This window comes from Cupriavidus sp. UME77 (assembly GCF_014170355.1).
Classification (GTDB): Bacteria; Pseudomonadota; Gammaproteobacteria; order Burkholderiales; family Burkholderiaceae; genus Cupriavidus; species Cupriavidus basilensis.
Window position 1 is genome coordinate 166,048 of record NZ_LZZU01000046.1, and the last position, 23,475, is coordinate 189,522.

At 66.9% G+C, this 23,475-nt stretch carries 16 protein-coding genes; 9 read left to right on the plus strand and 7 right to left on the minus strand.

Annotated elements, in window-relative coordinates:
- Positions 1 to 29 precede the first annotated feature (29 nt).
- Positions 30 to 956 carry a LysR family transcriptional regulator gene (locus A9975_RS18655; protein ID WP_183034103.1) on the plus strand — a complete coding sequence of 309 codons (927 nt, stop codon included), beginning with the start codon at positions 30 to 32 and terminating at the stop codon, positions 954 to 956.
- Here A9975_RS18655 and pbpC read toward each other — a convergent pair.
- From pbpC to A9975_RS18675, 4 genes are all read right to left on the minus strand, one after another.
- Positions 925 to 3,183, minus strand: coding sequence for a penicillin-binding protein 1C (gene pbpC, locus A9975_RS18660; protein ID WP_183034104.1), 2,259 nt, complete (start codon positions 3,181 to 3,183; stop codon positions 925 to 927). The two genes, A9975_RS18655 and pbpC, sit on opposite strands and share 32 nt — an antisense overlap.
- Positions 3,180 to 3,881 carry a lysoplasmalogenase gene (locus A9975_RS18665; protein ID WP_183034105.1) on the minus strand — a complete coding sequence of 234 codons (702 nt, stop codon included), beginning with the start codon at positions 3,879 to 3,881 and terminating at the stop codon, positions 3,180 to 3,182. Before A9975_RS18665 ends, pbpC begins: the two co-directional genes overlap by 4 nt.
- A complete protein-coding gene (locus A9975_RS18670) occupies positions 3,878 to 9,898 on the minus strand; it encodes an Ig-like domain-containing alpha-2-macroglobulin family protein (RefSeq protein ID WP_183034106.1) in 6,021 nt (2,006 codons plus the stop codon). Before A9975_RS18670 ends, A9975_RS18665 begins: the two co-directional genes overlap by 4 nt.
- Positions 9,899 to 9,986: 88 nt before the next feature.
- A complete protein-coding gene (locus tag A9975_RS18675; RefSeq protein WP_150987569.1) occupies positions 9,987 to 10,466 on the minus strand; it encodes an Lrp/AsnC family transcriptional regulator in 480 nt (159 codons plus the stop codon).
- Positions 10,467 to 10,747: 281 nt separating this feature from the next.
- On the opposite strand from A9975_RS18675, the gene phhA reads away from it, so the two are divergent.
- The 4 genes from phhA (at position 10,748) to A9975_RS18695 (ending at position 14,659) form a co-directional block, all read left to right on the plus strand.
- Complete coding sequence (gene phhA / locus A9975_RS18680; protein ID WP_183034123.1) at positions 10,748 to 11,680, plus strand: phenylalanine 4-monooxygenase; 933 nt, start codon at positions 10,748 to 10,750, stop codon at positions 11,678 to 11,680.
- A gap of 156 nt (positions 11,681 to 11,836) precedes the next feature.
- Positions 11,837 to 12,154 carry a 4a-hydroxytetrahydrobiopterin dehydratase gene (locus A9975_RS18685; protein ID WP_253929198.1) on the plus strand — a complete coding sequence of 106 codons (318 nt, stop codon included), beginning with the start codon at positions 11,837 to 11,839 and terminating at the stop codon, positions 12,152 to 12,154.
- Positions 12,155 to 12,298: 144 nt separating this feature from the next.
- Complete coding sequence (locus tag A9975_RS18690) at positions 12,299 to 13,003, plus strand: response regulator transcription factor (protein WP_150987573.1); 705 nt, start codon at positions 12,299 to 12,301, stop codon at positions 13,001 to 13,003.
- Positions 13,004 to 13,027: 24 nt separating this feature from the next.
- Positions 13,028 to 14,659, plus strand: coding sequence for a sensor histidine kinase (locus tag A9975_RS18695; RefSeq protein WP_183034108.1), 1,632 nt, complete (start codon positions 13,028 to 13,030; stop codon positions 14,657 to 14,659).
- 46 nt (positions 14,660 to 14,705) lie between these two features.
- Here A9975_RS18695 and A9975_RS18700 read toward each other — a convergent pair whose 3' ends face one another.
- On the minus strand, positions 14,706 to 15,263 hold the full coding sequence (locus tag A9975_RS18700; protein WP_255503302.1) for an SET domain-containing protein: 558 nt from the start codon (positions 15,261 to 15,263) through the stop codon (positions 14,706 to 14,708).
- A gap of 1,438 nt (positions 15,264 to 16,701) precedes the next feature.
- Between A9975_RS18700 and A9975_RS18705 the strand changes: the two genes are divergently transcribed.
- The 4 genes from A9975_RS18705 (at position 16,702) to A9975_RS18720 (ending at position 20,191) form a co-directional block, all read left to right on the plus strand.
- The gene (locus A9975_RS18705) at positions 16,702 to 16,980 is read left to right on the plus strand and encodes an HU family DNA-binding protein (RefSeq protein ID WP_006162250.1); all 279 of its coding nucleotides are present in this window, start codon (positions 16,702 to 16,704) and stop codon (positions 16,978 to 16,980) included.
- A 238-nt stretch (positions 16,981 to 17,218) separates the two neighbouring features.
- Positions 17,219 to 18,190: a DUF2272 domain-containing protein gene (locus tag A9975_RS18710; protein ID WP_183034109.1), complete on the plus strand. Its 972-nt coding sequence runs from the start codon at positions 17,219 to 17,221 to the stop codon at positions 18,188 to 18,190.
- A gap of 205 nt (positions 18,191 to 18,395) precedes the next feature.
- Positions 18,396 to 19,160: a class II aldolase/adducin family protein gene (locus tag A9975_RS18715; protein ID WP_183034110.1), complete on the plus strand. Its 765-nt coding sequence runs from the start codon at positions 18,396 to 18,398 to the stop codon at positions 19,158 to 19,160.
- Between the two features lie 47 nt (positions 19,161 to 19,207).
- Positions 19,208 to 20,191 carry a 2-dehydropantoate 2-reductase gene (locus A9975_RS18720; RefSeq protein WP_183034111.1) on the plus strand — a complete coding sequence of 328 codons (984 nt, stop codon included), beginning with the start codon at positions 19,208 to 19,210 and terminating at the stop codon, positions 20,189 to 20,191.
- Between the two features lie 242 nt (positions 20,192 to 20,433).
- On the opposite strand, the gene rarD is transcribed toward A9975_RS18720, so the two are convergent.
- Both rarD and A9975_RS18730 read right to left on the minus strand, forming a co-directional pair.
- Positions 20,434 to 21,324, minus strand: a complete 891-nt coding sequence (rarD, locus tag A9975_RS18725; protein WP_183034112.1) for an EamA family transporter RarD — start codon at positions 21,322 to 21,324, stop codon at positions 20,434 to 20,436.
- Positions 21,325 to 21,429: 105 nt separating this feature from the next.
- Positions 21,430 to 22,563 (minus strand): TRAP transporter substrate-binding protein, encoded by a 1,134-nt coding sequence (locus tag A9975_RS18730; protein WP_174424353.1) that lies wholly within the window; start codon positions 22,561 to 22,563, stop codon positions 21,430 to 21,432.
- Positions 22,564 to 23,475: the final 912 nt, after the last annotated feature.

Genomic DNA, 23,475 nt, shown 5'->3' on the forward strand with positions numbered 1-23,475 from the left:
AAGGCACGCCATGCTACCCTCGCCGCACTATGAAGCCTGATGTCTCCTTTGACCCCGACCTGCTGCCGGCCATGGCCGCCTTCGTCCGCGTGGCGCGCCTGGGCAGCTTCACCGCCGCCGCCGCCGCGCTGGCGGTGAGCCCATCGGCCATCTCGCAGACCATCCGCCAGCTTGAGCGGCGCCTGGGCGTACGCCTGCTGCAACGAACCACGCGCCGGGTCGGCCTGTCCGAAGCCGGCGCCGCGCTGCTGGCCCGCGTGGAGCCCGCGCTGACGGAGATCGGGGCCGCGGCCGACGACGCGCGCCAGCAGCGCGAAATGCCCGCCGGCACGCTGCGCATCACCACCTCATACTCGGCTGCGGCCACCGCGCTGCAACCGGTGCTGGTGGAGTTCATGCGGCTCTATCCGTCGATCTGCGTCGACGTGGCCGTCGACGACCGCTTCACCGACCTGATCGCGGAGGGCTTCGATGCAGGCCTGCGCCTGGGCGAAGCACTGCAGCGCGATATGGTGGCGATTCCCATCACCGGCCCGATGCGCATGGTGGTGGCCGGCACGCCGGACTACTTCGCGCGCCACGGCAAGCCCAAGCTGCCGCGCGACCTGCAGGCGCATGCCTGCCTGCACTACCGCTTCGGCCCCGCGGGCCAGGTCTATCGCTGGGAGTTCATGCACGCCGCGCGCCAGGCCACGGTCGATACCGGCGTCGCGCTGATCGCCAATGACAAGGCCCTGCTGCACCAGGCAGCGCTCGCCGGGCTCGGGCTGCTTTACGAGTTCGAGGCCTTGCTGCGCGCGCCTCTCGCCTCGGGCCATCTGGTCACGGTGCTGGACGACTGGCTGCCGCCGTTCGATGGCTTCTACCTCTACTACCCGGGCCGCCTGCTGATGCCGGCCAAGCTGCGCGTGTTCGTCGACTTCCTCAAGGCGCGCGCGCCGCTCGCGCCGGCGTAGTCAGCGGCATAGTCAGCGGCGCCTTGGCGACGGCGCCGCGCACTTCGATGCCGATGCGGTCAACCACCTTGCCCGCGGCATCCAGCAACTCCACCTCGTGCCGGCCCGGCCAGGGCAGCCAGGAGAGCTGGCCGCCGCGCCCCAGCGGCTTGCCATCAATGCGCCAGCTCACGCGTTGCGCGGTCTGTCCGCTGACGCCCTCGGCATGGAACCAGACGCGCTGCGCCGCCGGCGGGATATCGGGATCGAGCGCGAACACGGTGCCGTCGGCAGGGCTGGCGATGGCGGTGACGCGATCCTTGGTGGCACGCACGCTATCCGCGCTGGCAAGGTTGACAACACGCATGGCGGTACCCGCGAGGAAGACCTCATCGCGCGCGGGCTCGAGATCATCGGCGAAGCGCAACGGCACACGCTCCACGCCGGCAGGCATGGACGGCGCCACGCTCGGCACCGAGCGGTGCAGCGCCTCCATGATCTCGTGCCACACCGGCGCGGCGCCGGACACGCCCGAGACCTCATGCATGCTTGCGCCACTGGCGTTTCCCACCCACACGCCAACCGTGTAGCGCTGCGACCAGCCCACGCACCAGTTGTCGCGCATATCCTTCGACGTGCCCGTCTTGACCGCGGTCCAGAAGCGCGTGGTCAGCGGGCTGTCCAGGCCAAACGTGCGCGCCCGCGCATGGCGATCCGACAGCACGTCGGCAACCAGGTAGCTCGCCGCAGGCGACATCACCGCGCGCACGGTCGCCGGCGGTGCATCGGCGCGCAGCCGCACGCCCGCAAAACGCCCGCCGTTGGCGAAGGCGCGATAGGCATTGGTGAGCGCGACCAGCGGCACATCGGCGCTACCCAGCGCAAGGCTGTAGCCGTAATAATCGCCGGCCTGCGCCAGCGGCAAGCCGAGCGCGGTCAGGCGCTGGTGAAAGCGATACGGCGTGACCATCACCAGCGTGCGCACCGCGGGCACGTTCAGCGACGACGCCAGCGCTGCCCGCATGCTCACCCAGCCCGCATATTGCCGGTCATAGTTCTGCGGCACATAGAGGCCCCCACCGCCGCCCGTGGGCAGGTTGACAGGCCGGTCGTCCAGCAGCGATGCCGTGGTCAGCCGCCGTGCCTCCAGCGCCTGCTCATAGAGGAACGGCTTGAGCGTGGATCCGGCCTGGCGCGGCGCGGCCGCGTGGTCGACCTGCGCGGCCGCCGACAACGCGCCCGACGAACCCACATAGGCCAGCACGTCGCCACTCGCGTTGTCGATCACCACCACGGCGCCGTCTTCCACATTGCGTCCGGCAAGCTCGCGCAGATGCCGATCCAGGCTCGCCGTGGCAATGCGTTGCAGGCCGGCATCGAGCGTGGACGTGATGGTGGCAGGCACCGGGCCGGCGCCGCGGGCCTGCGATACCAGCAAGCGCGCCAGATGCGGTGCCAGGTTCGGCGTGAGGTTTGGCGTGAAGTTCGACATCGATGTTGTGCCCGCGGTGCTGCCGCCGCTGCGCAGCAACGCCAGTTGCGCGAAGCCGTCCAGCCCATCGCATGCCTTGGGCAATTGCTGCTCGCGCAGGATGCCGCACGCGCGCTGCGCCACCTGCGGCGCACGCGCGTTGGGCGCACGCACCAGCGCCACCGCCAGCGCCGCCTCGCGTGCATCGAGGCCGCTCGGATACTTGCCGAACAGCGCCTGCGACAGCGCGGACAGGCCGACCAGCTCGCCGCGAAACGGCACCAGGTTGAGATACGCCTCGAGGATCTGGTCCTTGCTCCAGTTGCGCTCCAGTGCCGTCGCGCGCACGGCCTGTGCCATCTTCTGGCTCATGCTGCGGCCGCCGTCGACTCGCCGCAGGTCCTCGTCGAGCAAGCCGGCGAGCTGCATGGTCAGGGTGGAGGCGCCGCGTGTGCGCGTGTTCCACAGGTTGGCCCACGCGGCGGCGGCAACGCCCTGCCAGTCCACGCCGCTGTGCGCATAGAAGCGGCGGTCCTCCGACAGCACGATAGCGGTGCGCACCGCGGGCGATATCTCCGCCAGCGTGACCCAGTCGCCGCGGCGCACACGAAAATCGTCGCGCACGCGGGACAGGGTTTCGCCATGGCGGTCGAGCACCACCACATCCGCGCTGCGCCAGCTGGCGCGCACGCTGTCGAAGGAAGCAAGCGCCAGCGCAGGCGCAGGCGCCCAGGCCACGCAGGCCATCACGGCTACCGCGCGCAGCCCCGCGTTCATTTGTCCCGCCCGGCCGCCACGCCGGCCACCAGCAGCACTTGCGCGGCCGCGTAGGTCCACCAGATGCCGAGCGCAAAGGTATCGAACGGCACGAGGAACCGCGCGGTGCCAAGCAGGCCGTCAGACACGGCGAAGCACAGCGCGCCGATTGCCGCCAGCGGCGTCGGCAGTTTCGCCAGCAACGCGGCGCAAGCCATCGCCGCGAGCGCGCCGATATAGACCGAGACCGGCACCGCCAGCGTGCCCAGATTGGGCCAGAAGCGCGCGAGCATCACGCCGGCCGCGCCCACGACCACGCCACAAGCGATCAGGCGATGCGCGCGCCAGTCGCCCGCCATGGGCACGAACAAGCCTAGGTAAGCGAAGTGCGCGATCAGAAAGGCCCCGAGGCCGCCGATGAAGGAGAACGACAGCCACGGCATCGCCAACAGAAAGTCCCCCAGCGCGGAGAACAGCAGCGCCGCCATCAGCCAGCGCCGCTCGCGGCGCAAGGGATGGAAGTGCGCGGCGCGTACCAGCAGCAACGCCATGGCGGTCTTCCACAACGGCTGGAAGGCGATCTGCCCGTTCAACGGCGCGCCGGGCGGCGAGTCCATCGCGACGGTGACCAGCAGGCCGCCGTAGACCAGGCCAGCCATGGTGCCGGCCAGCCACCACTCGCGCACCCGCGCGGGCATCATCATTGCAAGCCAGCTCAAGGGCGTGCTCCTACGGTCAGTCTGGCATTGGGTTGCGCGCCGAATACATCCGGCGCGTACATCGCTTCCACCCGGGTGGGCGGCAAGGCGAACTCGCCGGCATTGTTCAGGCGCACGGTGTATTCCAACGTGGCACTGCCACGCGGCATGTAGGCGTAGTACTCGCGCAAGGCCTGCGGCGTGCGCTCGGTAAACGCAGGCCATGCGCCCTTGCGCCGCTCGCCGCGCGTGGCGATCTCCGAGTCGCGCCCAAGGCCGCTGCCGAGGATGGTGGCGCCGGCGGGCACCGGGTCACTCACCACCACCCAGGTCATGTCGGCCTGCGCATCGATCTCCAGCTTCACGCGATACGTGTCGCCGCGCGACCACTTGCCCGCCACCGCCTGCTCCACCGCCGTCACGCTGCGCGTGATGCGGTAGCCCGCCGAGAGCGGCGCAGCGAGCGGCACCGCGGCCAGCGCGCGCACCGTGGCCCAGGGCTTGCCGGCGCCTTGCTGCACGGCCTGCAGCGTGGCGGACTCGCCCGCGCGTGGCCACGGCAGGCTGAGGCTGCCGCTTGCCACGCCATCCACCTTCCCGGCGCGCGCCCAGTCGAAGCTGCGCGATGCATCCGGCACCCCCTCCAGCGTCACGCGCGTGGCGCCCGACACCGGCGTCTTCTCGAAGGCTTGCGCAAAGCGCGTGATCGCCAGCGAGCCCCAGGCGTTGGCCGTGGTCGTGCCCCAGGCGCCGCGCATCTGCCGGCCAAGCAAGCCGGTAGCGAGTTGCGCGCTTTCGTCCTTCCAGCCGGGCAGATCGAGCGACAGCGCCAACAGGCGCGCGGCGTTGAGATCGCCGCCGCTCATCAGCCACCACCAGTTGTCGTCGCGCTCGGTGGAAAACGCCAGCCGCGTGCCTTGCACGGTCAGCCGCGAGCGCAGGATCTGCTGCGCTTGCGCCAGGCGCTCGTCGCGCTGCGGGATATCCTGCACGCGCGACAGCACGGCAATCCAGTCGAGCAGCGCAGAGGTGGGCCACTGCGCCGGCAGGATCTGGATCGAGCCCAGCATCCGCGCCTGCGCGTGCCCGCTGCGCGACAGCGCCTCTAGCGCCGCCAGCTTGCGCACTTCCAGATCCTGCGTCGGTGCCCAGCGTTCGCGCTTGATGCGGCCCTCGATGAACGCGGTCAATCCACTTTCCATGCGGGCCCGCGTTTCGTCGGGCAGGCGCAGCGGCAGCCCCGCGTGCACGGCTTCATCGGACACGGCCAGCAGGTAGGCGGTCAGCACCTCGCTGCCGGCGTTGCCGTCGTTTTGCAGCGGGAAATACGAGGCCAGCCCGTCGTTGTCGAGATAGCCAGGCAGTTGCGTAGTCAGCGCATTCCACTGCGCCGCATCGCCCAGCCCGATCGCGCGCGAGGCGCGCTGCTCCAGGCACGAGAACGGATAATTGCGGAACCACTCGCGCACGCCCGGCATGCCGCCTGCCAGCGAGGATTGCAGGTTCACCTGCAAGCCACCGCGAGGCTGCCCCGCGCCATCGGCCAGCGCACCCTGCGGTGCGCGTACCGGCACCGACAGGTTTGGCGCGAGCTGCGCCAGCGTGGCTTGCTGCACGGTGAGCGGCACCGCCGGCACCAGTTGCTGCGAGAGCTTGACGCGGTCGCTGGCGCCGCCCGCCTTGCCGGCCTCGGTCGCTTCCACCTCCCACTGCACCGTGCCGTCCTGGGCCGACGAGCCCGCCGGCAACAGCGGCGCGGCCGCATCCCAGCCGACCTCGCGCGATTCACCAGCGGGAATCTCCACTGTCTGCGCGGCCAGCGCCTGCGGCTGCGCGGACTGTCCCGGCGGGCTCACACGGGCAACGGCCTGCACCGTCATCGCGCGCTGCGTGGTATTGCGCAGCGTAAACATGGCGCGATAGCGATCTTCCTCGCGCACCAGCGGCGGTAGTCCCGAGATCACCTGCAGGTCTTGCGTGGCGGCAATGGTGGCGCCGCCGTTGCCGAAGCGGCCCACGCCCAGGTCGGCCACGGCCACAATGCGGAATCGCGTGAGCGAATCGTTGAGCGGCACCGTCAGCGTGGCGCGCCCTTCGCCGTCAAGCTGCACGCGCGGATTCCACAGCAGCAAGGTATCGAACAGCTCGCGCGTCGGGCTCTTGCCGCCGCCGCCGCCCGCCGGCACGGCCTTGCGGCCATAGTGGCGCCGGCCGATGATTTCCATCTGCGCGGTGGCGGTCTCCACGCCATAGCTGCGCCGGCGCAACATGGCGTCGAGCAGATCCCAGCTCGTGTTCGGCATCAGCTCCAGCAGTGCCTCATCCACCGCGGCAAGCGCGACTTCGCCATTGGCGGCAGGCTTGCCGTCGGGCAGCTTCACCTGCACGGCTACCTGCGCCTTGCCGCGCACGGGGTAGCTCATCTTGTCGGGCGTCACCTTCACGTCGAGCTTGTAGCCCTCGTTGCCCACGCGGATCTCCGCCAGCCCGAGGCGGAATGCGGGCTTGGACAGGTCCACCAGCGCGCTTGGCGCGGCATACTCGCGGCCCTCGCTGCGAAACGCCTGCCACCACTCGGTCGGCTGGCGCCAGCCCCAGGTGAAGAACGAATACCATGGCACCTCGCGCAAGCGCCCGCGCAACGCCAGCACCGACACATACACATTGGGGCCCCACTCCGGCCTTACCTTGACCCGCACCGTGGGATCACGCCCGTTGAGCTCCACCACGCTGGTCTCCAGCACGCCCTCGCGCTCCACCGCGACCAGGGCGGTGGCATGGCGGAACGGCATGCGCACCTGAAACACAGCGGTCTCGCCCGGCGCGTAGGCCTTCTTCTCGGGCAGCAGGTCGATGCGGTCGTTGTTCTCGCCGCCGAACCACAGCTCGCCCTGGCGCGTCACCCAGACCGAGGTGGCGGCCTGCGATACGCGTCCCGCGTTATCCCGGGCCTGCGCGATCAGTTCCACCTGCCCGGCCTCGGGCAGCGTCACGTCGCATTGCATGCGGCCTTGCGCATCCGTGCGGCCCTCGCACACGATGCCCAGGTCCTTGTTCTCGTTGCGGTTGTCGTAGCGATAGAAGCCGCCCACCACGCGCTTGCGCACCGAGGTGGTGATGCGCACCTGCGCGCGCAGCGAGATCGGCACGTTGGCCTGCGGCCGCCCCTGCGGATCGAGCGCCACGGCATGCACGGGAAGCTTCTGCTTGACCGAGACCCAGCTCTCGGTGCGGATGCCTGCCACCACACCCGCCGGCCACATCGGCACCGTCTGGCGCAGCGTCTGGATCTCGCCGTTGGGATCGGCAAAGCCCGACTCCACCACCAGGTCCTTGGGCGCGTCCAGCCTCGGCATATTCTTGAGGGTAAGCGTGCCGCCGCCGTTCTTGTCCAGCTTCAGCGGCAGTTTGTCCGCCACCAGCTTCTGCGCATCGTCGCGCTGCGTATTGCCATCCTCGCCCTCGTCCTCATCGCCGCTGCTGTCCTTTTGCGGCTTGCGCGGCGCGGCGAAGGCATAGCTGTCGTAGTCGGCAAAGCGCACGTACTTGTCGCGCAGCAGCGCCGACACCTGCACCGGCAAGCCTGCCGCGCCACCACCCGAGACGTAGTGCACTTCCAGGTTGAGCGGCACCTCCGCCGGGGCCACCAGCGCCCCGCCGCTGCCGGCCTTGAGCGTGCCCGCGAGCACCGGCAGGCGGAAGGCCTCGACGCGGAAGCTGCCGCTGTCCAGCACACGGTCCTTCGCATCGCTGAGCGACACCGTATAGACGCCCAGCTTCGCCGCGGCGGGAATCGCAAACGTGCTTTCGGCGCTGCGCCCACCGGTAGCGGTGCTGCGCCATTGCACCGGCTGCTCGTAAGTCTGGCCACTGCCTTCATGCTGGATGACCAGCTTTGCCGGCAAGGGATCGCCCGCGCCCGGCAATGCGAAGCCGTTCGCAGTCTCGGTGCGGATCATGTGCTTCATCGACACGGTCTCGCCGGCACGCAGCAAGGTACGGTCGAAGATGGTATGGACGCGCACGTCCGGCACCGCGCTGGTGTCGGTCGGCACGTTGAAGCGCCAGCTCTCGATGCCCTGGTTCCAGTCGGACATCACGAAGGCCATGTCGGCCTGGCCGCGTGCTTGCGGATGGTCCGCGGCGATGCGTGCCGAAACGAAATAGCCGGACAGCCCGGTGTCGTCGCAACTGCGCTCGCGCACGTCGTCCAGGCCGTTGAAACTCGCCAGCCCGGCGGCATCGGTGCGGCCCGAGGCCAGCAGCTTGCCGCTGCAATCGCGCAGCGCCACCGCGGCGTTGGCCACCGGCTTGCCGTCGTCGAGCGTAGTGACCCACGCCAGCGCGGTCATCTTGCCGGGGCCTCGCGCGAGCTTGAAATGCACGCCGAGGTTGGTCACCAGCGCGGCAGTGCGCACGTACATGGGCGCCGGCTTGCCGAGCAGCGCCTCGCCCAGCATCGGCGAAGCGATCTCCACCACATGAAAGCCGGCTTCGGGCAAGGGAATGCCGACCACCTCGAACGGGCGTGGCGCCTTGCCGCCCGGCTCAACCAGTTGCGGAATGGCGAGCTTGCGCGCACCGGCCACGCCATCGAGCAGCGAGATGGAGCGGGTCTCGATGGAAGGCGCGTTGCGCGGGTTGTTGACCGCGGACGGCGAGCGGCCGGCGAGAATGGCATCAAGCTCGCCACGCGTCCAGCTGCCTTCGTGCAGCCGGCGAACCAGCCCGTACCAGCGCAGTACCGCGCCATCGTCGTCCACCTTCAGGCGGCGTACCGTGCCGGCTTGCGCGCGCACGCCTTGCACCGGCAGGTCGGCCTCGACATTGCGCAGCGTCACCGGCAGCAGCGCCGGATAGTCGGCCGCTGGCTTGCCCTTGGGCAGCTCGCCAAAACGTTCGAGCACGCCGAACGGCGCGGCCGAGAATTTCGCCAGCGGTGGCATCGCGGCCATGCTCACCTTGAGCGGGAACAGCTCGGCATTGGACAGCACGCGGCCGCTGTCGTCCTTCAGGCCGGCGGGTACGGACAGTGTGAACTCTGCCTTCTCGGCAAAGGGTGGCTTGAAGCTGACACTGCTGACAGGCGCGTCGCGCGCCGCTTCCGGCTCGAACTGCGGGGCGCGCGGGCCTTTCGGGGTATTGAGCAGGATATGCTCGGCATCCTTGCGCGAAATCGGCGCGGAGAACGACAGCGAGATCGGCCGCAATGGCGTGCAGGGCGACTGCGCGCGCTCTCGCTCGCAGGTAAAGCTCGCGGTGAAGGGCTCGCGCACGGTGTAGTCGAAGCGCCGTTCGTCGCGCGTGGCCAGCCCCGAAGGCGTGGCTACGCCGCTGCCCAGCACCAGTTGCATGCGCGCGCCGGACGGCAGGCGCTGCTGGCAGGCCAGCAGGTGGACGGTATCCACCTCGTCGGCCTTCAGCTTCCAGTGCAGCGCGCCCAGCACGGCGTCGCGCTCCTTGCCGGCAACGAGACGCACGGGGATGCGCTCGCCCAGGCCTTGCGCCTGGCACCAGGCGGCGTTGCGCACCGAGTCCGCGGTGGCCGGGCCGTTCAAGCGCAGCGCAAAGACCTGGTCCTCTTCGATCTCGCCGCCGCCGGGACGCGCGGAGACCACGGTGGGCCCGCCGGTCTCGAAGCGATACTCCGGCTTGCCGGTGTACGCCTTGCCGGCCTCGCTCTTGAGGCCGGCCGCCATGCGCACCGTGCATTTGACGCCAGGCGGCAGGTCGCGCGCAAAATCGAATGCCCAGTTCTTCGCGTCGATCCAGCGTGCCTGTCCGGTGATCGGGCTGCCATTGCAGGACACCGTGGCGGGCGGGCTCGCCTGCAGGTCGCCCAGCGGCACCATGGCTTCATCGAAGCGGATCGCCACCTGCCGCACGCGAGCGACCTCGCCCTCCGGCGAGAAACGGACCACCTGCGCTGCCTGGCCCGAGCCCGGCATCGTCGCCAACACTGCCTGCAGGCAGGCCGCGGCGGCCCACCAGTACCCACGTCTCTCACGCTTGTCCATCCGCGCGACGATCTGCGTCATCCTGCCCCCTCCCGATTACGGCACCCGGCGAGGGTGACATGCGCCGATGGCAAGCGCAAGCCCGCGCGCGCTGCGAGCGGCCCGCAGGCTAGCGCAAATGCGACAGTGGCAATGGCCCGTCGCGCTTGAGCGCGGTCAGCACGATGTTGGAACGCACGCTCTCCACACCTGGCACGCGCATGAGCTTCTTCATCGTGAATTCGGCCAGCGTCGGCAGGTCGGGCACCATGATGCGCAGCAGGTAGTCGGCCTCGCCCGCCACGGAGTAGCACTCCTGCACTTCTTCCAGCAGCAGGATGTCCTCGCGGAAGCGCTCGACGATGGTGTCACCGTGGTGGGCCAGCTTGACGCTGGTAAACACCAGCACGCCAAGCCCGAGCGACGGCGGCGACAGCACCACGCGGTAGCCGGTGATCACGCCGTCGGCCTCCAGCCGCGCGAGCCGACGCCCGATCTGGCTGGGTGAGAGATGAATGCGCTCGGCGAGCTGCTGGTGGGTGGAGCGGCCGTCGGTCTGCAACGCCGCCAGCAGCGCGAGGTCGAATGGGTCGAGGTTGATCATGGTCATGTCGCTTCGGTGGCGTTGGACAGGTTCGGCGCGTGGGTCGAGCCGGACTCGCTTCTTGTTGTGCACCAGGCCTGCGGGTAGGAATGCTACCCCCGCCGCCGCCTGGCGGCACGCCGATTGTCACTGGCAGCGCACCCGCGCACATTTCCCGCAGACAATACCAAATTTTTGCGCTCTTGATGCATCACCTGACGAAACCAAGCCGTTTTTGCGGGCCATTTGCGTCATCTCCTAGCTAAACTGTGCGGTAAATCTGCAGGAGATAAAACATCATGGACGCAATGGCTACCGCCACCCACGCTGGCGACGCCCAGGCCAGCTTTTCCGGCACCCTGACCGACAAGCTCAAGGAACAATTCGACGCCGGCCTGCTGTCTGGCCAGGAATTGCGCGCCGATTTCACCATCGCGCAGCCACTGGACCGCTATACGGACACCGACCACGCGGTGTGGGCCAAGCTCTATGACCGCCAGGCCTCGATGCTGCGCGGCCGCGTCTGCGATGAGTTCCTGCAAGGCCTTTCCACGCTGGGCATGGAGCGCGACCGCGTGCCCAGCTTCGACAAGCTCAACGAAACCCTGATGCGCGCCACCGGCTGGCAGGTGGTGGCGGTGCCCGGCCTGGTGCCGGATGCCGTGTTCTTCGAGCACCTGGCCAACCGCCGCTTTCCCGCCAGCTGGTGGATGCGCAAACCCGAGCAGCTCGATTACCTGCAGGAGCCCGACTGCTTCCACGACGTGTTCGGCCATGTGCCGCTGCTGATCAACCCGGTCTTTGCCAACTACATGGAGGCCTACGGCAAGGGCGGGCTCAAGGCGGCCTCGCTGGGCGCGCTCGACATGCTGGCGCGGCTGTACTGGTACACCGTGGAATTCGGCCTGATCCGCACGCCGCAAGGCCTGCGCATCTACGGCGCGGGCATCCTGTCGAGCCAGGGCGAATCGATCTACAGCCTGGACTCGGCCAGCCCCAACCGCATCGGCTTCGATGTGCGGCGCATCATGCGCACGCGCTACCGCATCGACACCTTCCAGAAGACGTACTTCGTGATCGACAGCTTCGATCAGCTGTTCGACGCCACCCGCCCCGACTTTGCGCCGCTGTATGAGGAACTGCGCGCACAGCCCACGCTGGGCGCGGGCGACGTGGGGCAATCCGACCTCGTGCTCCAGCGCGGCTCGCGCGAAGGCTGGGCCGACAGCGACGACGTCTGACGCGCGCTACCCACGCTACCCGCGCGCACCCTTTGTGAAACAATGACGGCATGCCCGCTCCACCCCCGCCTCCATGCGCATCGCAAGGGCCGGGAGGCCGAGCAGGCGGGCCGGCATTGCCCTTTGCCAACTTCCTTTTCGACCATCGAGCCCATCATGTCCCCTGCGCCTGTCGTGCCCCTAACGCTTGAAGAACGTGCACCGCTGCTGGCCAGCCTGCCCGGCTGGAGCACGGTCGATGACCGCGACGCGATCCACAAGCGCTTCACCTTTGCCGATTTCAACGCCGCCTTCGCCTTCATGACGCGCGTGGCGCTGGCCGCGGAAAAGGCCGACCACCATCCGGAGTGGTTCAACGTCTACAACCGGGTCGACGTCACCCTGTCCACCCATGACGCCAACGGCCTGACCCGGCGCGACACCGACCTGGCCGCCTTCATGGACCGCGCGGCGGCTTCGCTGGCGAAAGCCTGAGCACGCACGCGGCAAGCCAGGACACTCTGGAGACTGTAGGCAAACCGAAAGCTCGCTGGCGGTCGTGCGCTGTACAATCAGCGGCTGACCGTTTGTAACTTTCGTTACTCTCCCGATCCCTTTCCAGCCTCCCAGCCTGCCACCATGCGTATCCTTCTGATCGAGGACGACCGTCAGATCGCCAGTGGCGTCGAAGCCGGCCTGGCCCAAGCCGGCCATCAAGTGCGCGTGGTGCACGACGGCGTCTACGCCACCGAGCACCTGCTGCGCGAACAACATGACCTGGTGATCCTCGACCTGGGCCTGCCCGGCATCGACGGCATGACCCTGCTGGCGCGCTACCGCGCCCGCAACCGCTCCACGCCTGTCATCATCCTGACCGCGCGCGACGAGCTCGAAGACAAGCTCTCCGGCCTGAATGCCGGCGCCGACGACTACCTGGTCAAGCCCTTCGCCCTGCCCGAGCTGGAGGCGCGCGTGCGCGTATTGCTGCGCCGCAGCCAGCACGGCGAGGCCGCGCCCGAGCGCGACGTGCGGCTCGGCCGGCTACGCCTGTCGGGCAACGACCGCCGCATGTTCATCGATGGCAAGCCGCTGGAGCTCTCGCCGCGCGAATTCGCCGTGCTGGAGTTGCTGCTGCAGCGCCAGGGCCGCGTGGTCAGCAAGGCACAGCTGCAGGACCACCTCGCCACTTTCGCGCATCCCGCAGGGGAAGGCGGCGACACGGTCGGCGATACCGCGATCGAGGTCTACGTGCACCGCGTGCGCAAGAAGCTCGAAGAATGCGACGTGGAGATCGTGACCGTGCGCGGCTTCGGCTACCTGCTGCAGATCCGCGCCGGCACCTGACGCCGCCCCAGGGAGAAGCCTGCCATGTGGCTGCGCCCACGTCCTCCCCAGCCTCCCAAGGCCCTGACCGACGCCGCCGGCGGCGCATCCGGCAAGGCCGCAACAGCCGCTGCAACCACCGCCGCGACGCCATCCGCGCGCTCGGCCTCCACGCAAAGCCTGCGCGTGCACTTGCTGCGCGCGCTGGCCACGCCACTGTTCGCGCTGGTGCTGACCAGCGGCTCGCTCTCCTACTGGCTGGCGGCGCACTACACCACGCAGGTATTCGACCGCGCCCTGTATGGCGTGGCCAACAATATCGCCCAGCAGATCCGCATTGCCGGCCCCCGGCTGGAGCAAGACATCCCGATGATTGCGCAGACGCTGGTCGAGGCCGAAGGCACCGACCGCATCTACTGGCGCATCCACGGCCCCGACGGGCTGATCGGCGGCATGGACACCTGGCTGGGCTACGGCACCGGGCAGACCTCGCTGCACGATGCGCGGCTCTTCTATGCCTGGTTCAGCGGGCGCCAGGTGCGCGCCGTGCGGCTACCGGTCAACCTGCCCAGCCCGGCCTCGGATGAACTGGCCACCAGCGAGGCCGGGCGCGTCCCGCGCGGACCCATCGTGGTGGAAGTGGCCGAGCTGCTGGACCGGCGCGAGACCGCCGCCAACGAGATCCTGCTTTCGGTCTCCGTGCCGCTGATCCTGCTGCTGGTGGTGGGCAGCCTGATCCTCTCGCACGTGCTCAAGGAAGAGCTGGTGCCGCTGCAGATCCTTACCGACAAGCTCAATCGCCAGACAGCGCGCTCGCTGGCGCCGCTCGATGAAACCCAGGTACCGGCCGAAGTGGAACCGCTGATCCGCGCGCTCAACGCACTGCTGGCCAGGCTGCGCGATGCGCTGGACGCGCAGCGCAAGTTCATCGCCGATGCCGCACACCAGTTGCGCACGCCGCTCACCGCTGTCAAGCTGCATGCCGACCGCGCGGTGCAGTCGGTGGATCCCGCGGTAACGGACCACGCGCTGCGCGAGCTGCAATCTGCGGCCGACCGCGCGGTGCGCCTGTCCAACCAGTTGCTCTCGCTGGCCCGCGCCGAGCCTGGGCTATCGCTGGAGCGGCTGGGCCCGATCGAGCATTTCGACCTGGCCACGCTGGCCTTCGAGACCGGCGCCGAGTGGGTGCCGCAGGCGCTGGCGCGCCAGATCGACCTGGGCTTCGAGACCTTGCCCGGCCCCACCTTTACCGGCGCGGCGCCCTCCACGATACGCGGCAACCGCTTGCTGATGCGTGAAGCGCTCAGCAACCTGCTCGACAACGCCGTGAAATATGTGCCACCCGGCGGGCGCATCACCGTGCGCGCGGGCGGCGAGGCGCTCGGCCATCGCGGCATGGCGGTGGTGATGGTGGAAGATAACGGGCCGGGCATTGCGCTGGCGCGCCGCGAGGAAGTCTTCAAGCGCTTCTTCCGCGGCGACCATACGCCGGGGCCCAATGCACCGGCGCAACCGCCCGGCGGCGCGGGCCTGGGTCTGGCGATCGTGCATGAGATCATCGGCCTGCATCAGGGCACCATCCGCATCGAGGATGTGCCCGCCTCCGGGGAGGAGGCCGAGGTGCGCGGCATGCGCTTTGTGATCCGCATCCCGTGCGAGGCCGCCGGGACGGTCTGAGGCGGGACAAGCCGCGATGCGGCTCGCCCGTCTCTTTTCCAGCGCCCTACCTGGCCTTCTTTTCCTTCGGCGCCAGCATGGTGCCGCGGCATTTCGGGCTGCCGCAACGGCACTCGAACTCCTTCTTGAGCTTCTTGGTGTAGCGCGCGTCGATCACCAGCCCATAGTCATAGAACAGCTCCTCGCCGCCGGCGATGTCGCGCAGCGCGTGGATGAACACCCGCCCCTTTTTCTCGCGCGCCTCGCAATTGGGCTCGCAGGCGTGGTTGATCCAGCGCGCGCGGTTGCCGCCGAACTTGGCGTCGATCACGTCACCGTCTTCCAGGCTGAAGTAGAAGGTATGGTTGGGATCCACCGGATCGTGCGGATGGCGCTTGAGCGCTTCCTTCCACGAAATGTGCTCGCCCTTGTATTCGATGATGCGCTCACCCTCGGCAATCGGCGCGTTCGCATAGACGCCTTTGCCATGCACGCCAGAGCGGCGCACTTCAACGCGGTCGGACGCGGTCTTGCGCTTGCCTTCCTTCGGGCTCTTGACGCGCTTGGGGTCTTTCGCGTCAGTCACTTCCTGCTTCAATTCCTCTTGCTTTGCCTGTTCCGCCATGTGCCATCCCGTATAGATCCGCCTGCCTGCCACCCCGCGTGGCTGTGCGCCGCCCGGGCGCGATGGCGATGATACCTGCCCATATTGGCTGCGGCATCCCCTTGCCGGCAAATAGCCGTATACGGGCAGCCCGGGGCAGCCCGCCCGAACCCGCACACATCAAGCCAGGTATACGACGCACTGGTTTACGGGGGGAGCCATCATCCAAAACAGCCTCAATCGGCGCTTCGATCAATCGGCGCTTCGATGTTTACCGATGCTTACGTATACGACCGCGCCCCCGTCGATCGTCTGTGGATAACCCGGCAAAAATCTGGGGATAAAGACATGCAATTCATGTGGGCTGCCTGGGGTTGGCATGGGGATGCATCAGGCATAAGTCGGAGGGTTGCACCCGACACCCTCCGCCAAAAGGCTAAGTCATCCACGTCCGCCAACACCGGGTCCCACCACTTCTGCTTCTTGCAACACACTGATTTGAAAAGCGTTTACGTGGTTATCCACAGAAAAGGCAGCCGTTTACCTATTACTACTATCTGTATACATTAAAGAAAGAAGTAAACAGAAAGGACTGCGTCCTGCTATCGGTGAGCAAAAGGAACCAGGCAAAGAATAAAGGGCTGAAAAGCCGCTTCAGGCGTGGCTTCTTTTTTGAGCAGGAGGAATTTGCTGGCCGCGGCACGGTTTACTGCCGTGCCACCCTGGGTTTTTGACGAGAAAGACCGCGTATACGCCTCATCTTCATGCCGGGCACGGTCGTATACGTTCCGTTTCGCGGTGGTATACGTCCGCGCCGCCTGGCGCGTAAACCGCGCACCGTTACGTTAACCGCCCGGTCAGTGCATGCACGACGCGAATAGCCCCGGAATTTCGGCCGCGCTTGCTCATCGAGCGTCATGCACAATAGTGCATACCGTCCCTGGCGGCCCCACAAGCCTCGCTGCTACGCTGCAATGGGTACGCGGTCCCGCCGCTCGGCTTCAGCGAAAGAAGCGCCCACAGCGCCTGTCGGGCCCCTTTGCGGGCCCGCATAGCCGCCGCGCGCCGGTCAATGGCCATTGGCACCGGACCGAAGCGTGGGCGTCAGAGGGATTTCGCCCTGCACGCACCGGGTCGCGCCACTGCGACGCAATGCCCCTGAGACGGCCTACAAGGCGATTGGAGCCGTTTTTCAGGTGTGGATGCCCTGGGGGGCACCTGGGCACGTTAACGCGCCTGAGGCCCATCCTGACGCTGCCGAGGGCCCTGCTGATCCCCCTGAATCCCCACAAAGCCCCAGCCAGCGCGGCCTGGAGCGGGATGCGCTGTAACAATCTGTTCCGGGTTGACGTGGCCCGACACGGTATGATGTGGCCCGCGGCGCCTTTGCCGGCGCCGGTGCGCAGTGCGCCGGCCCAGCCAGGCGTCCTTGTTTTATCAACTCGACACGGAGTGAAGCATGACGAAAACCGAACTGATCGACGCCATCGCGGCCGGCGTGGACGGCCTGACCAAAGCCAAGGCAGAACAAGCGCTGAACGTGACGCTTGGCGCCATCATGGAAGCCGTGGCCAAGGGCGACACCCTGAGCCTGATCGGCTTTGGCACCTTCAGCCAGGGCGAGCGCGGCGAACGCATGGCGCGCAACCCGCGCACCGGCGAAGAAATCAAGGTCGAAGCCGCCAAGACCGTCAAGTTCAAGGCTGGCCAGAAGTTCAAGGACGCAGTGAACCAGTGAGTTCCGCGGGCGGTTTCGTGCCTGCCCCGTTGGATCAACCCCGCCGTGCCGCCGCCAGTTGCCTGATGGCATGGGTGAGCGCCAGGCGGGGCGCGTTATCCACAGTGTTCGACCCGCGGTTATCCTGCCGCTTCGCGGTATACGCCGCACCCTTTGCCAGCCCGGTAAGATGCTGCCCTATCGGCGCCTTCCCTCAGTAAATACAAGGGTCTAGGGCGTCCTGCTCAGTAGGCCTCTCATGCACCTTCGTCCGCCGCGCGGCAGATTTCCACAGCTTTATTCACAACGTTTCCCACAAAATTTTCCACAGGTACGAGGGCTTAGCCTGAGTCTGTTGATGGCGCTCGCGCTGGTCGCGGGTTGCACCACGCCTTCTCCGCCCGCCCGGCCTCAGGCGACCCCCCTCCCCGATACGGAAAGACCCGTGACAACGCCCGGCGCCACGCAGCGCCAGCGCATCGTCGAGATCGCCTGGCAGGAATGGCAGCGCTGGGGTGGCCAGACCGTGCGCCTGGGCCGCGACGACACCGCGTGCGTGGCCGACAGCCCGCTGCCAGCACCTGTATTGCCCGGCATGCCGGTGGCGGGGTCCAATGCGGATGGTGCGGAGGATGCCGCGGACCGCTCCGCCGATCGCGAGGAAGAAGAGAGCAGCGAGTCGGCCTGCCTGCACTTTCCGGATGGCACCGGCATGGAGGCCACGCCGCAGGGCTGCAAGCTCGCCCAACGCTACTGGGCCATCGTGGGCAAGGCCGTCACCTGCCGTCAGATCACCCAGGGAAACTGGGCCTGGTCTGCCGTATTTATTTCCTGGGTGATGCGCAAGGCCGGCCTTGACGATCGCCAGTTCCTGACTGGCGATTCGCACTCGATGTACGTGGTGGACGCACGCGACGGCATCCTGCCCGCGCCGGCGTTCCGCGTCGAGCCGTTGCCCGCCATGCCCCGCCCGGGCGATTTGATCTGCGCCGCGCGCGGGCGCGACAAGTACCTCGACAGCGCGGCCGAGATCGGCTTTGGCACCACGCCCATGCACTGCGACATCGTGGTCGAGGTCGACCCGGCGGCACGTCTGGTCAAGGCCATCGGCGGCAATGTCCAGCAATCGGTGTCGATGGAGCTGATCGAGCTCGGTGATTCGGGCATGATCGACGGCGTCACCAACTCGCACATGCCGTGGCTGCTGATCATGCGCAACACGCTGCCTTGAGCCTGTGGCGTTGCGGATTGCCCTGCCATCACGCTGGCGCACGAGGGTAGCCCCCGGCTTGACCAGTCCTGCAAAATCATTAACATGGTAATTAATTGGGCAGCGGGATGGGTTTCCGCGCACTGACATTCCGGCCCGACCCCACCTGAACCGCATTCCGAAACCGCGCGCACCGACGCCGCGAGCAACGCGAGAGGAGACCTGCATGGCTGTTGCCAACTGTCATCCGGCGGAATGGGAGGCGCGCGTCAAGCTCGCCGCCTGCTACCGCATCTTCGACCGGCTGGGCTGGACCGAGCTGATCTACAACCACATCACCTTGCGCCTGCCGCCGGAGGCTGGTGGCGACGGCAGCAATCCCCATTTCCTGATCAATCCTTTTGGCCTGCGCTATGCGGAGGTGACCGCTTCCAACCTGGTGAAAGTCGATCTGGCGGGGCAGGTCATCGGCGAGAGCCGCTGGCCGGTCAACCCGGCCGGCTTCACCGTGCATGCGGCCATCCACGCCGGGATCCCGGGCGCGCACTGCGTCATGCACACGCATACCACGGCGGGCATGGCGGTCGCCTGTTCGGCGCAGGACCTGTCGATGAGCAACTTCTACGCGGCGCAATTGTTCGACAAGGTGGCCTACCATCCGTTTGAGGGCATCACCGTGCACGACGACGAAGGGCCGCGCCTGGTGCGCAATATCGGCGACAAGCCCGCCGTGATCCTGCGCAATCATGGCCTGCTAGCCTGGGGCGACAGCATCGCGCGTACCTTTTCCACGCTCTGGCTGCTCAACCGCGCCTGCGAGATCCAGCTGGCCACGCTGGCCATGGGGGCGGCGCTGCCGGTGCCCGAGGAGATCCAGCGCAAGTGCACGCGTGACTCGCTGCAGTTCAATCCCAAGTTCGGCGCGGGTGAAGATGTGTTCGCGGCACTGACCCGTGAAATTGACCGCATCGATGAATCATATCGTGATTAGTGATCGCTGATTCTTCGCAAGAATAAACAAACAGGAACAACGCAGTCATGACATCCCTATGCATCGTCGGCGCAGGTGCCGTCGGCGGCTTTATCGGCGCACGGCTCGCCCGTTCCGGCCAGGCGCTGAACGTACTGGCGCGCGGCCAGACGCTGGAGGCGCTGCGCTCGCAAGGCCTGACCCTGATCGAGGGCGAGCGCACCGAGACGTTTCCGGTCAACGCGCAAGGCGATCCCGCAGCGCTAGGTACGCAAGATGTGGTGATCCTGGCAGTGAAAGCCCCGGCATTGCCGCAGCTGGCGCAGACCATCGGGCCACTGATCGGCCCCGGTACGGTGGTGGTGACGGCAATGAACGGCGTGCCGTGGTGGTTCTTCGAGCGCCCCGGCCCGCATGCCGGGTTGTCGCTGCGCGCCGTGGATCCGCAAGGCACCATTGCGCGCGCCATCCCGTCCGCGCAGGTGATCGGCTGCGTGGTGCACCTGACCGCCTCCACGCCGGCCCCGGCCACGGTGCGCCACGGCTTTGGCGCACGCCTGATCCTGGGCGCCGCGGGCGGCGCTACGGGCATGGCAGCCGGCAAGCTCGAGGCCTTGGCTAGCCTGCTTGCCAGTGGCGGCCTGGAGGTCGAGCGCAGCGCCGCGATCCAGCAGGACATCTGGTTCAAGCTGTGGGGCAATATGACGATGAACCCGGTCTCGGTGCTGACCGGCGCCACCTGCGACCGCATCCTCGACGATCCGCTGGTCAATCGTTTCTGCCTGGCGGTGATGGAAGAAGCCAGCAAGATCGGTGCGGTCATCGGTTGCCCGATTGCGCAGAGCGGCGAGGAGCGCAGCCAGGTCACGCGCAAGCTGGGCGCTTTCAAGACTTCGATGCTGCAGGATGCGCAGGCCGGGCGGCCGTTGGAGATCGATGCGCTGGTGGCATCGGTGCGGGAAATCGGCGAGCACGTCGGGATCGCGACCCCCAACATCGACGCGCTGCTGGGGCTGGTACGGCTGCACGCGCAAGTGCGTGGGCTTTACTGACCGGGTGTGTCCGGGTAGTGGGGTTTCGTATTCTCGCTACCAATCAAAGTAGTCTTTATACGTTCTATTTGATAAGTGGAAAGAATAGTTTCGACATGGATTGCCAAGACCCTGGCTCACTGCTCGTTGAGCGAGCTGCCTCGACGGCACGTAAGTTATCCATGTAAAGAATATTTTCTATTTACGATTGGCTTGGTTAATTTTTGGTGCAAATATAAAGGGGCCTCATGGAGGCCCCTTTTTCACCCTTGCGGCGCCAGCTTCGCGCGCTGGCGCCCCGCCCAGATCCCCTCGACCGCATAAACAACCAGCGATATCCAGATCATCGCGAAGCCGATCTGCTTGCTGGCCGGGAACGGCTCGTTCCAGAGCCATACGCCTAGCAGCAATTGCAGCGTCGGGCCGGTGTACTGCAGCAGCCCCAGCAAGGACAACGGGATACGCCGCGCGCCGGCCGCAAACAGCAGCAAGGGGACAGCGGTGACCGGCCCGGCAAGCAGCGCCAGTAACTGCACCCCGCCGCCCGCCTCGGTGAAGTCGGCCTGGCCCGTCGCGAACAGGTACGCCAGAGCGCTTGCCGCCAGCGGGAACAGCAGCATGGTCTCCAGCGAGAGGCCTTCCAGCGCGCCCAGCGTGGCGGTCTTGCGCAGCAGCCCGTAGCCGCCGAAGGTGGCGGCCAGCGCCAGCGCAATCCATGGCAACTGGCCGGCGGCCACGGTCAGCCAGACCACGCCAGCCGTAGCCAGCGCAATGGAGGCCCACTGGCCGGGACGCAGCCGCTCGTGCAGGAACAGCACGCCCAGCAGCACATTGAACAGCGGGTTGATGAAGTAGCCCAGGCTGGCATCGACCACCCGGCCGTTCGATACCGACCAGATGTAGAGAAACCAGTTGCCGCTCAGCAGCAGCGCGCTGGCGACGAAGCCGGCCAGCAAGCGCGGATTGGTCCAGACTCCGCGCAGCCAGCCCCAGTGGCGCCGCCAGGTCAGCACCAGCCCCAGGAACACCAGCGACCACACCATGCGGTGCAGCAGGATCTCCATAGGCGCGATGCCGTGGAGGGATTTGATATAGAGCGGCAGCAAGCCCCAGATGATGTAGGCGAGCAGCGCGTAGATGATGCCGGTTTGCATGAAGAGTCCCAATGAATCGGGGGATTCTACCGGCGTAAAAAAGCCCGTGCTGGGCACGGGCTTATGGCAGGCTTGCGCCACCTCGCGCAGATGGCGGCAGCGCGCTTACAGCTTGCGCGCGAAGCTGAACTGCGAAAATGCTTGCTCGGCCACGTTGAACCACGCTGCTTCGTTGTTGCGGAAGACGCGCCAGTCGTCATAGATCTTCTTGAACGACGGGTTCTTGGCGGTTTCCTCGGCGTAGGCGTCCTGGGTCGCCTTGAAGCAGGCTTCCATGATTTCCTTGGAGAACGGACGCAGCTTCACGCCGTTTTCCAGCAGGCGGGCCAGCGCTTGCGGATTGACCGCGTCGTACTTGGCCATCATGTTGGTGTGGACTTCGATCGTGGCCGTTTCCAGCGCGCGCTTGTACAGCGCGGGCAGCTTCTCGTACTCGGTTGCCGATGAATAGAAGGACAGCTGCGCGCTGCCTTCCCACCAGCCCGGGTAGTAGTAGTACGGGGCGACCTTGTAGAAGCCGAGTTTCTCGTCATCGTACGGGCCAACCCATTCCGCCGCATCGATGGTGCCCTTTTCCAGCGCGGGATAGATGTCGCCGCCAGCGATCTGCTGCGGCACCACGCCCAGGCGCGACAGCACCACGCCAGCGAAACCGGCGATCCGGTACTTCAGGCCCTGCAGGTCGGCAACCGTCTTGATCTCCTTGCGGAACCAGCCGCCCATCTGCGCGTTGGTATTGCCGCCCAGGAAGTTGACGACGTTGTATTCCTTGAAGAATTCGCGCATCAGCTTCATGCCGTTGCCCTGCATCATCCAGGCGTTTTGCTGGCGCGAGGTCAGGCCGAACGGGACGGTGGTGTCGAAGCACAGTGTCGGGTTCTTGCCGAAGTAGTAGTAGCCGGCGGTGTGGCCGATCTGGACGGTGTTGTTCTGCACCGCGTCCAGCACCTGCAGGCCCGGCACGAGTTCGCCGGCGGCGAAGACCTTGATGTTGAATTTGCCGTCGGTCAGTTCCTTGACCCGTTGCGACAGCAGTTCGGCGCCACCATAGATGGTGTCAAGAGACTTGGGGAAGCTCGAAGCCAGGCGCCATTCCACGGCCGGATTGCTGCCGATCACGGCCGGTGCGCTGGCACCGGCGGCGGCCGGCGCGGCGGCCTTTTCTTCCTTGCCGCACGCGGCCAGCGCACCCGTGGCGGCCACGGCCGATGCCTTCAACAGAAAGGAACGACGTTCCATGACTTCTCCTCTTTTATAGATTTTTAGTGCGGCAGCAGGGGATGGGCACGCTCGCGTCATGCGCGGGCATTGCGCTCTGTACCGAGACGCGCAAGCAGCCAGGGTAAGGCCACCGCGCAACAATGAGCCTGTTACGGAGACACGCCAGGAATGTGGCGTATCCTGGCATGCCTTCGTAACAGGCTCGGGGGCGCCGGTCCGTACCCGTCGGACAGGCCAGATGATTATAGCGGTGGCCCTTTCGCCACGGGGGGCCGTGCAAGTCCGGGTTTTCGCTAGGAAAGTGCAGATTCAGGGGTGCCTGTACATCGTCCTGTCATCCCGCTCCGCTCCCATTGGCATGACCGTACCGTCGTATGCCAGATGCCGCCAGCGACGTATTCCATATGGTGAGAAGGACGCCCCGCCACGGATTTTGTAACCCCGCTTGCGGTCCAATCGGTCGACTGTTAAAAAATCACGCCTTACTGGTCCTGCCCTATGTTGTTTGCCGTTTCGCCCGCCTCCGGCCGCTTGCCGGTGCTCCGCTCGCGTTGCCTGGCCGTTGCCGTGCTGGCCGCCTGGGGATTGAACGCGTGCGCGCAGACCGGGCCCGACCTGGCGGCAGCCGATGTGCCGGCCACGCCCACGGCGGCACAGCGTGCGGCTACCCCGCCTGAGGCCGACCCGCTGGCAGCGCTGATTTCAAACGAACAAGCGGCTGCGGGCCCGATAGCCGGCGAGAACGGCAAACAACATAGGGCAGGACCAGTAAGGCGTGATTTTTTAACAGTCGACCGATTGGACCGCAAGCGGGGTTACAAAATCCGTGGCGGGGCGTCCTTCTCACCATATGGAATACGTCGCTGGCGGCATCTGGCATACGACGGTACGGTCATGCCAATGGGAGCGGAGCGGGATGACAGGACGATG

Bases quoted from the DNA above. Each gene is read 5' to 3' on its own strand.
- A9975_RS18720 (WP_183034111.1), top strand. From the start codon at position 19,208: ATGACATCCCTATGCATCGTCGGCGCAGGTGCCGTCGGCGGCTTTATC.
- phhA (WP_183034123.1), top strand. From the start codon at position 10,748: ATGGCTACCGCCACCCACGCTGGCGACGCCCAGGCCAGCTTTTCCGGC.
- A9975_RS18655 (WP_183034103.1), top strand. From the start codon at position 30: ATGAAGCCTGATGTCTCCTTTGACCCCGACCTGCTGCCGGCCATGGCC.
- A9975_RS18695 (WP_183034108.1), top strand. From the start codon at position 13,028: ATGTGGCTGCGCCCACGTCCTCCCCAGCCTCCCAAGGCCCTGACCGAC.
- A9975_RS18670 (WP_183034106.1), bottom strand. From the start codon at position 9,898: ATGACGCAGATCGTCGCGCGGATGGACAAGCGTGAGAGACGTGGGTAC.
- A9975_RS18700 (WP_255503302.1), bottom strand. From the start codon at position 15,263: ATGGCGGAACAGGCAAAGCAAGAGGAATTGAAGCAGGAAGTGACTGAC.
- A9975_RS18715 (WP_183034110.1), top strand. From the start codon at position 18,396: ATGGCTGTTGCCAACTGTCATCCGGCGGAATGGGAGGCGCGCGTCAAG.
- rarD (WP_183034112.1), bottom strand. From the start codon at position 21,324: ATGCAAACCGGCATCATCTACGCGCTGCTCGCCTACATCATCTGGGGC.
- A9975_RS18685 (WP_253929198.1), top strand. From the start codon at position 11,837: ATGTCCCCTGCGCCTGTCGTGCCCCTAACGCTTGAAGAACGTGCACCG.
- A9975_RS18705 (WP_006162250.1), top strand. From the start codon at position 16,702: ATGACGAAAACCGAACTGATCGACGCCATCGCGGCCGGCGTGGACGGC.
- A9975_RS18730 (WP_174424353.1), bottom strand. From the start codon at position 22,563: ATGGAACGTCGTTCCTTTCTGTTGAAGGCATCGGCCGTGGCCGCCACG.
- pbpC (WP_183034104.1), bottom strand. From the start codon at position 3,183: ATGAACGCGGGGCTGCGCGCGGTAGCCGTGATGGCCTGCGTGGCCTGG.
- A9975_RS18690 (WP_150987573.1), top strand. From the start codon at position 12,299: ATGCGTATCCTTCTGATCGAGGACGACCGTCAGATCGCCAGTGGCGTC.
- A9975_RS18675 (WP_150987569.1), bottom strand. From the start codon at position 10,466: ATGACCATGATCAACCTCGACCCATTCGACCTCGCGCTGCTGGCGGCG.
- A9975_RS18710 (WP_183034109.1), top strand. From the start codon at position 17,219: ATGCACCTTCGTCCGCCGCGCGGCAGATTTCCACAGCTTTATTCACAA.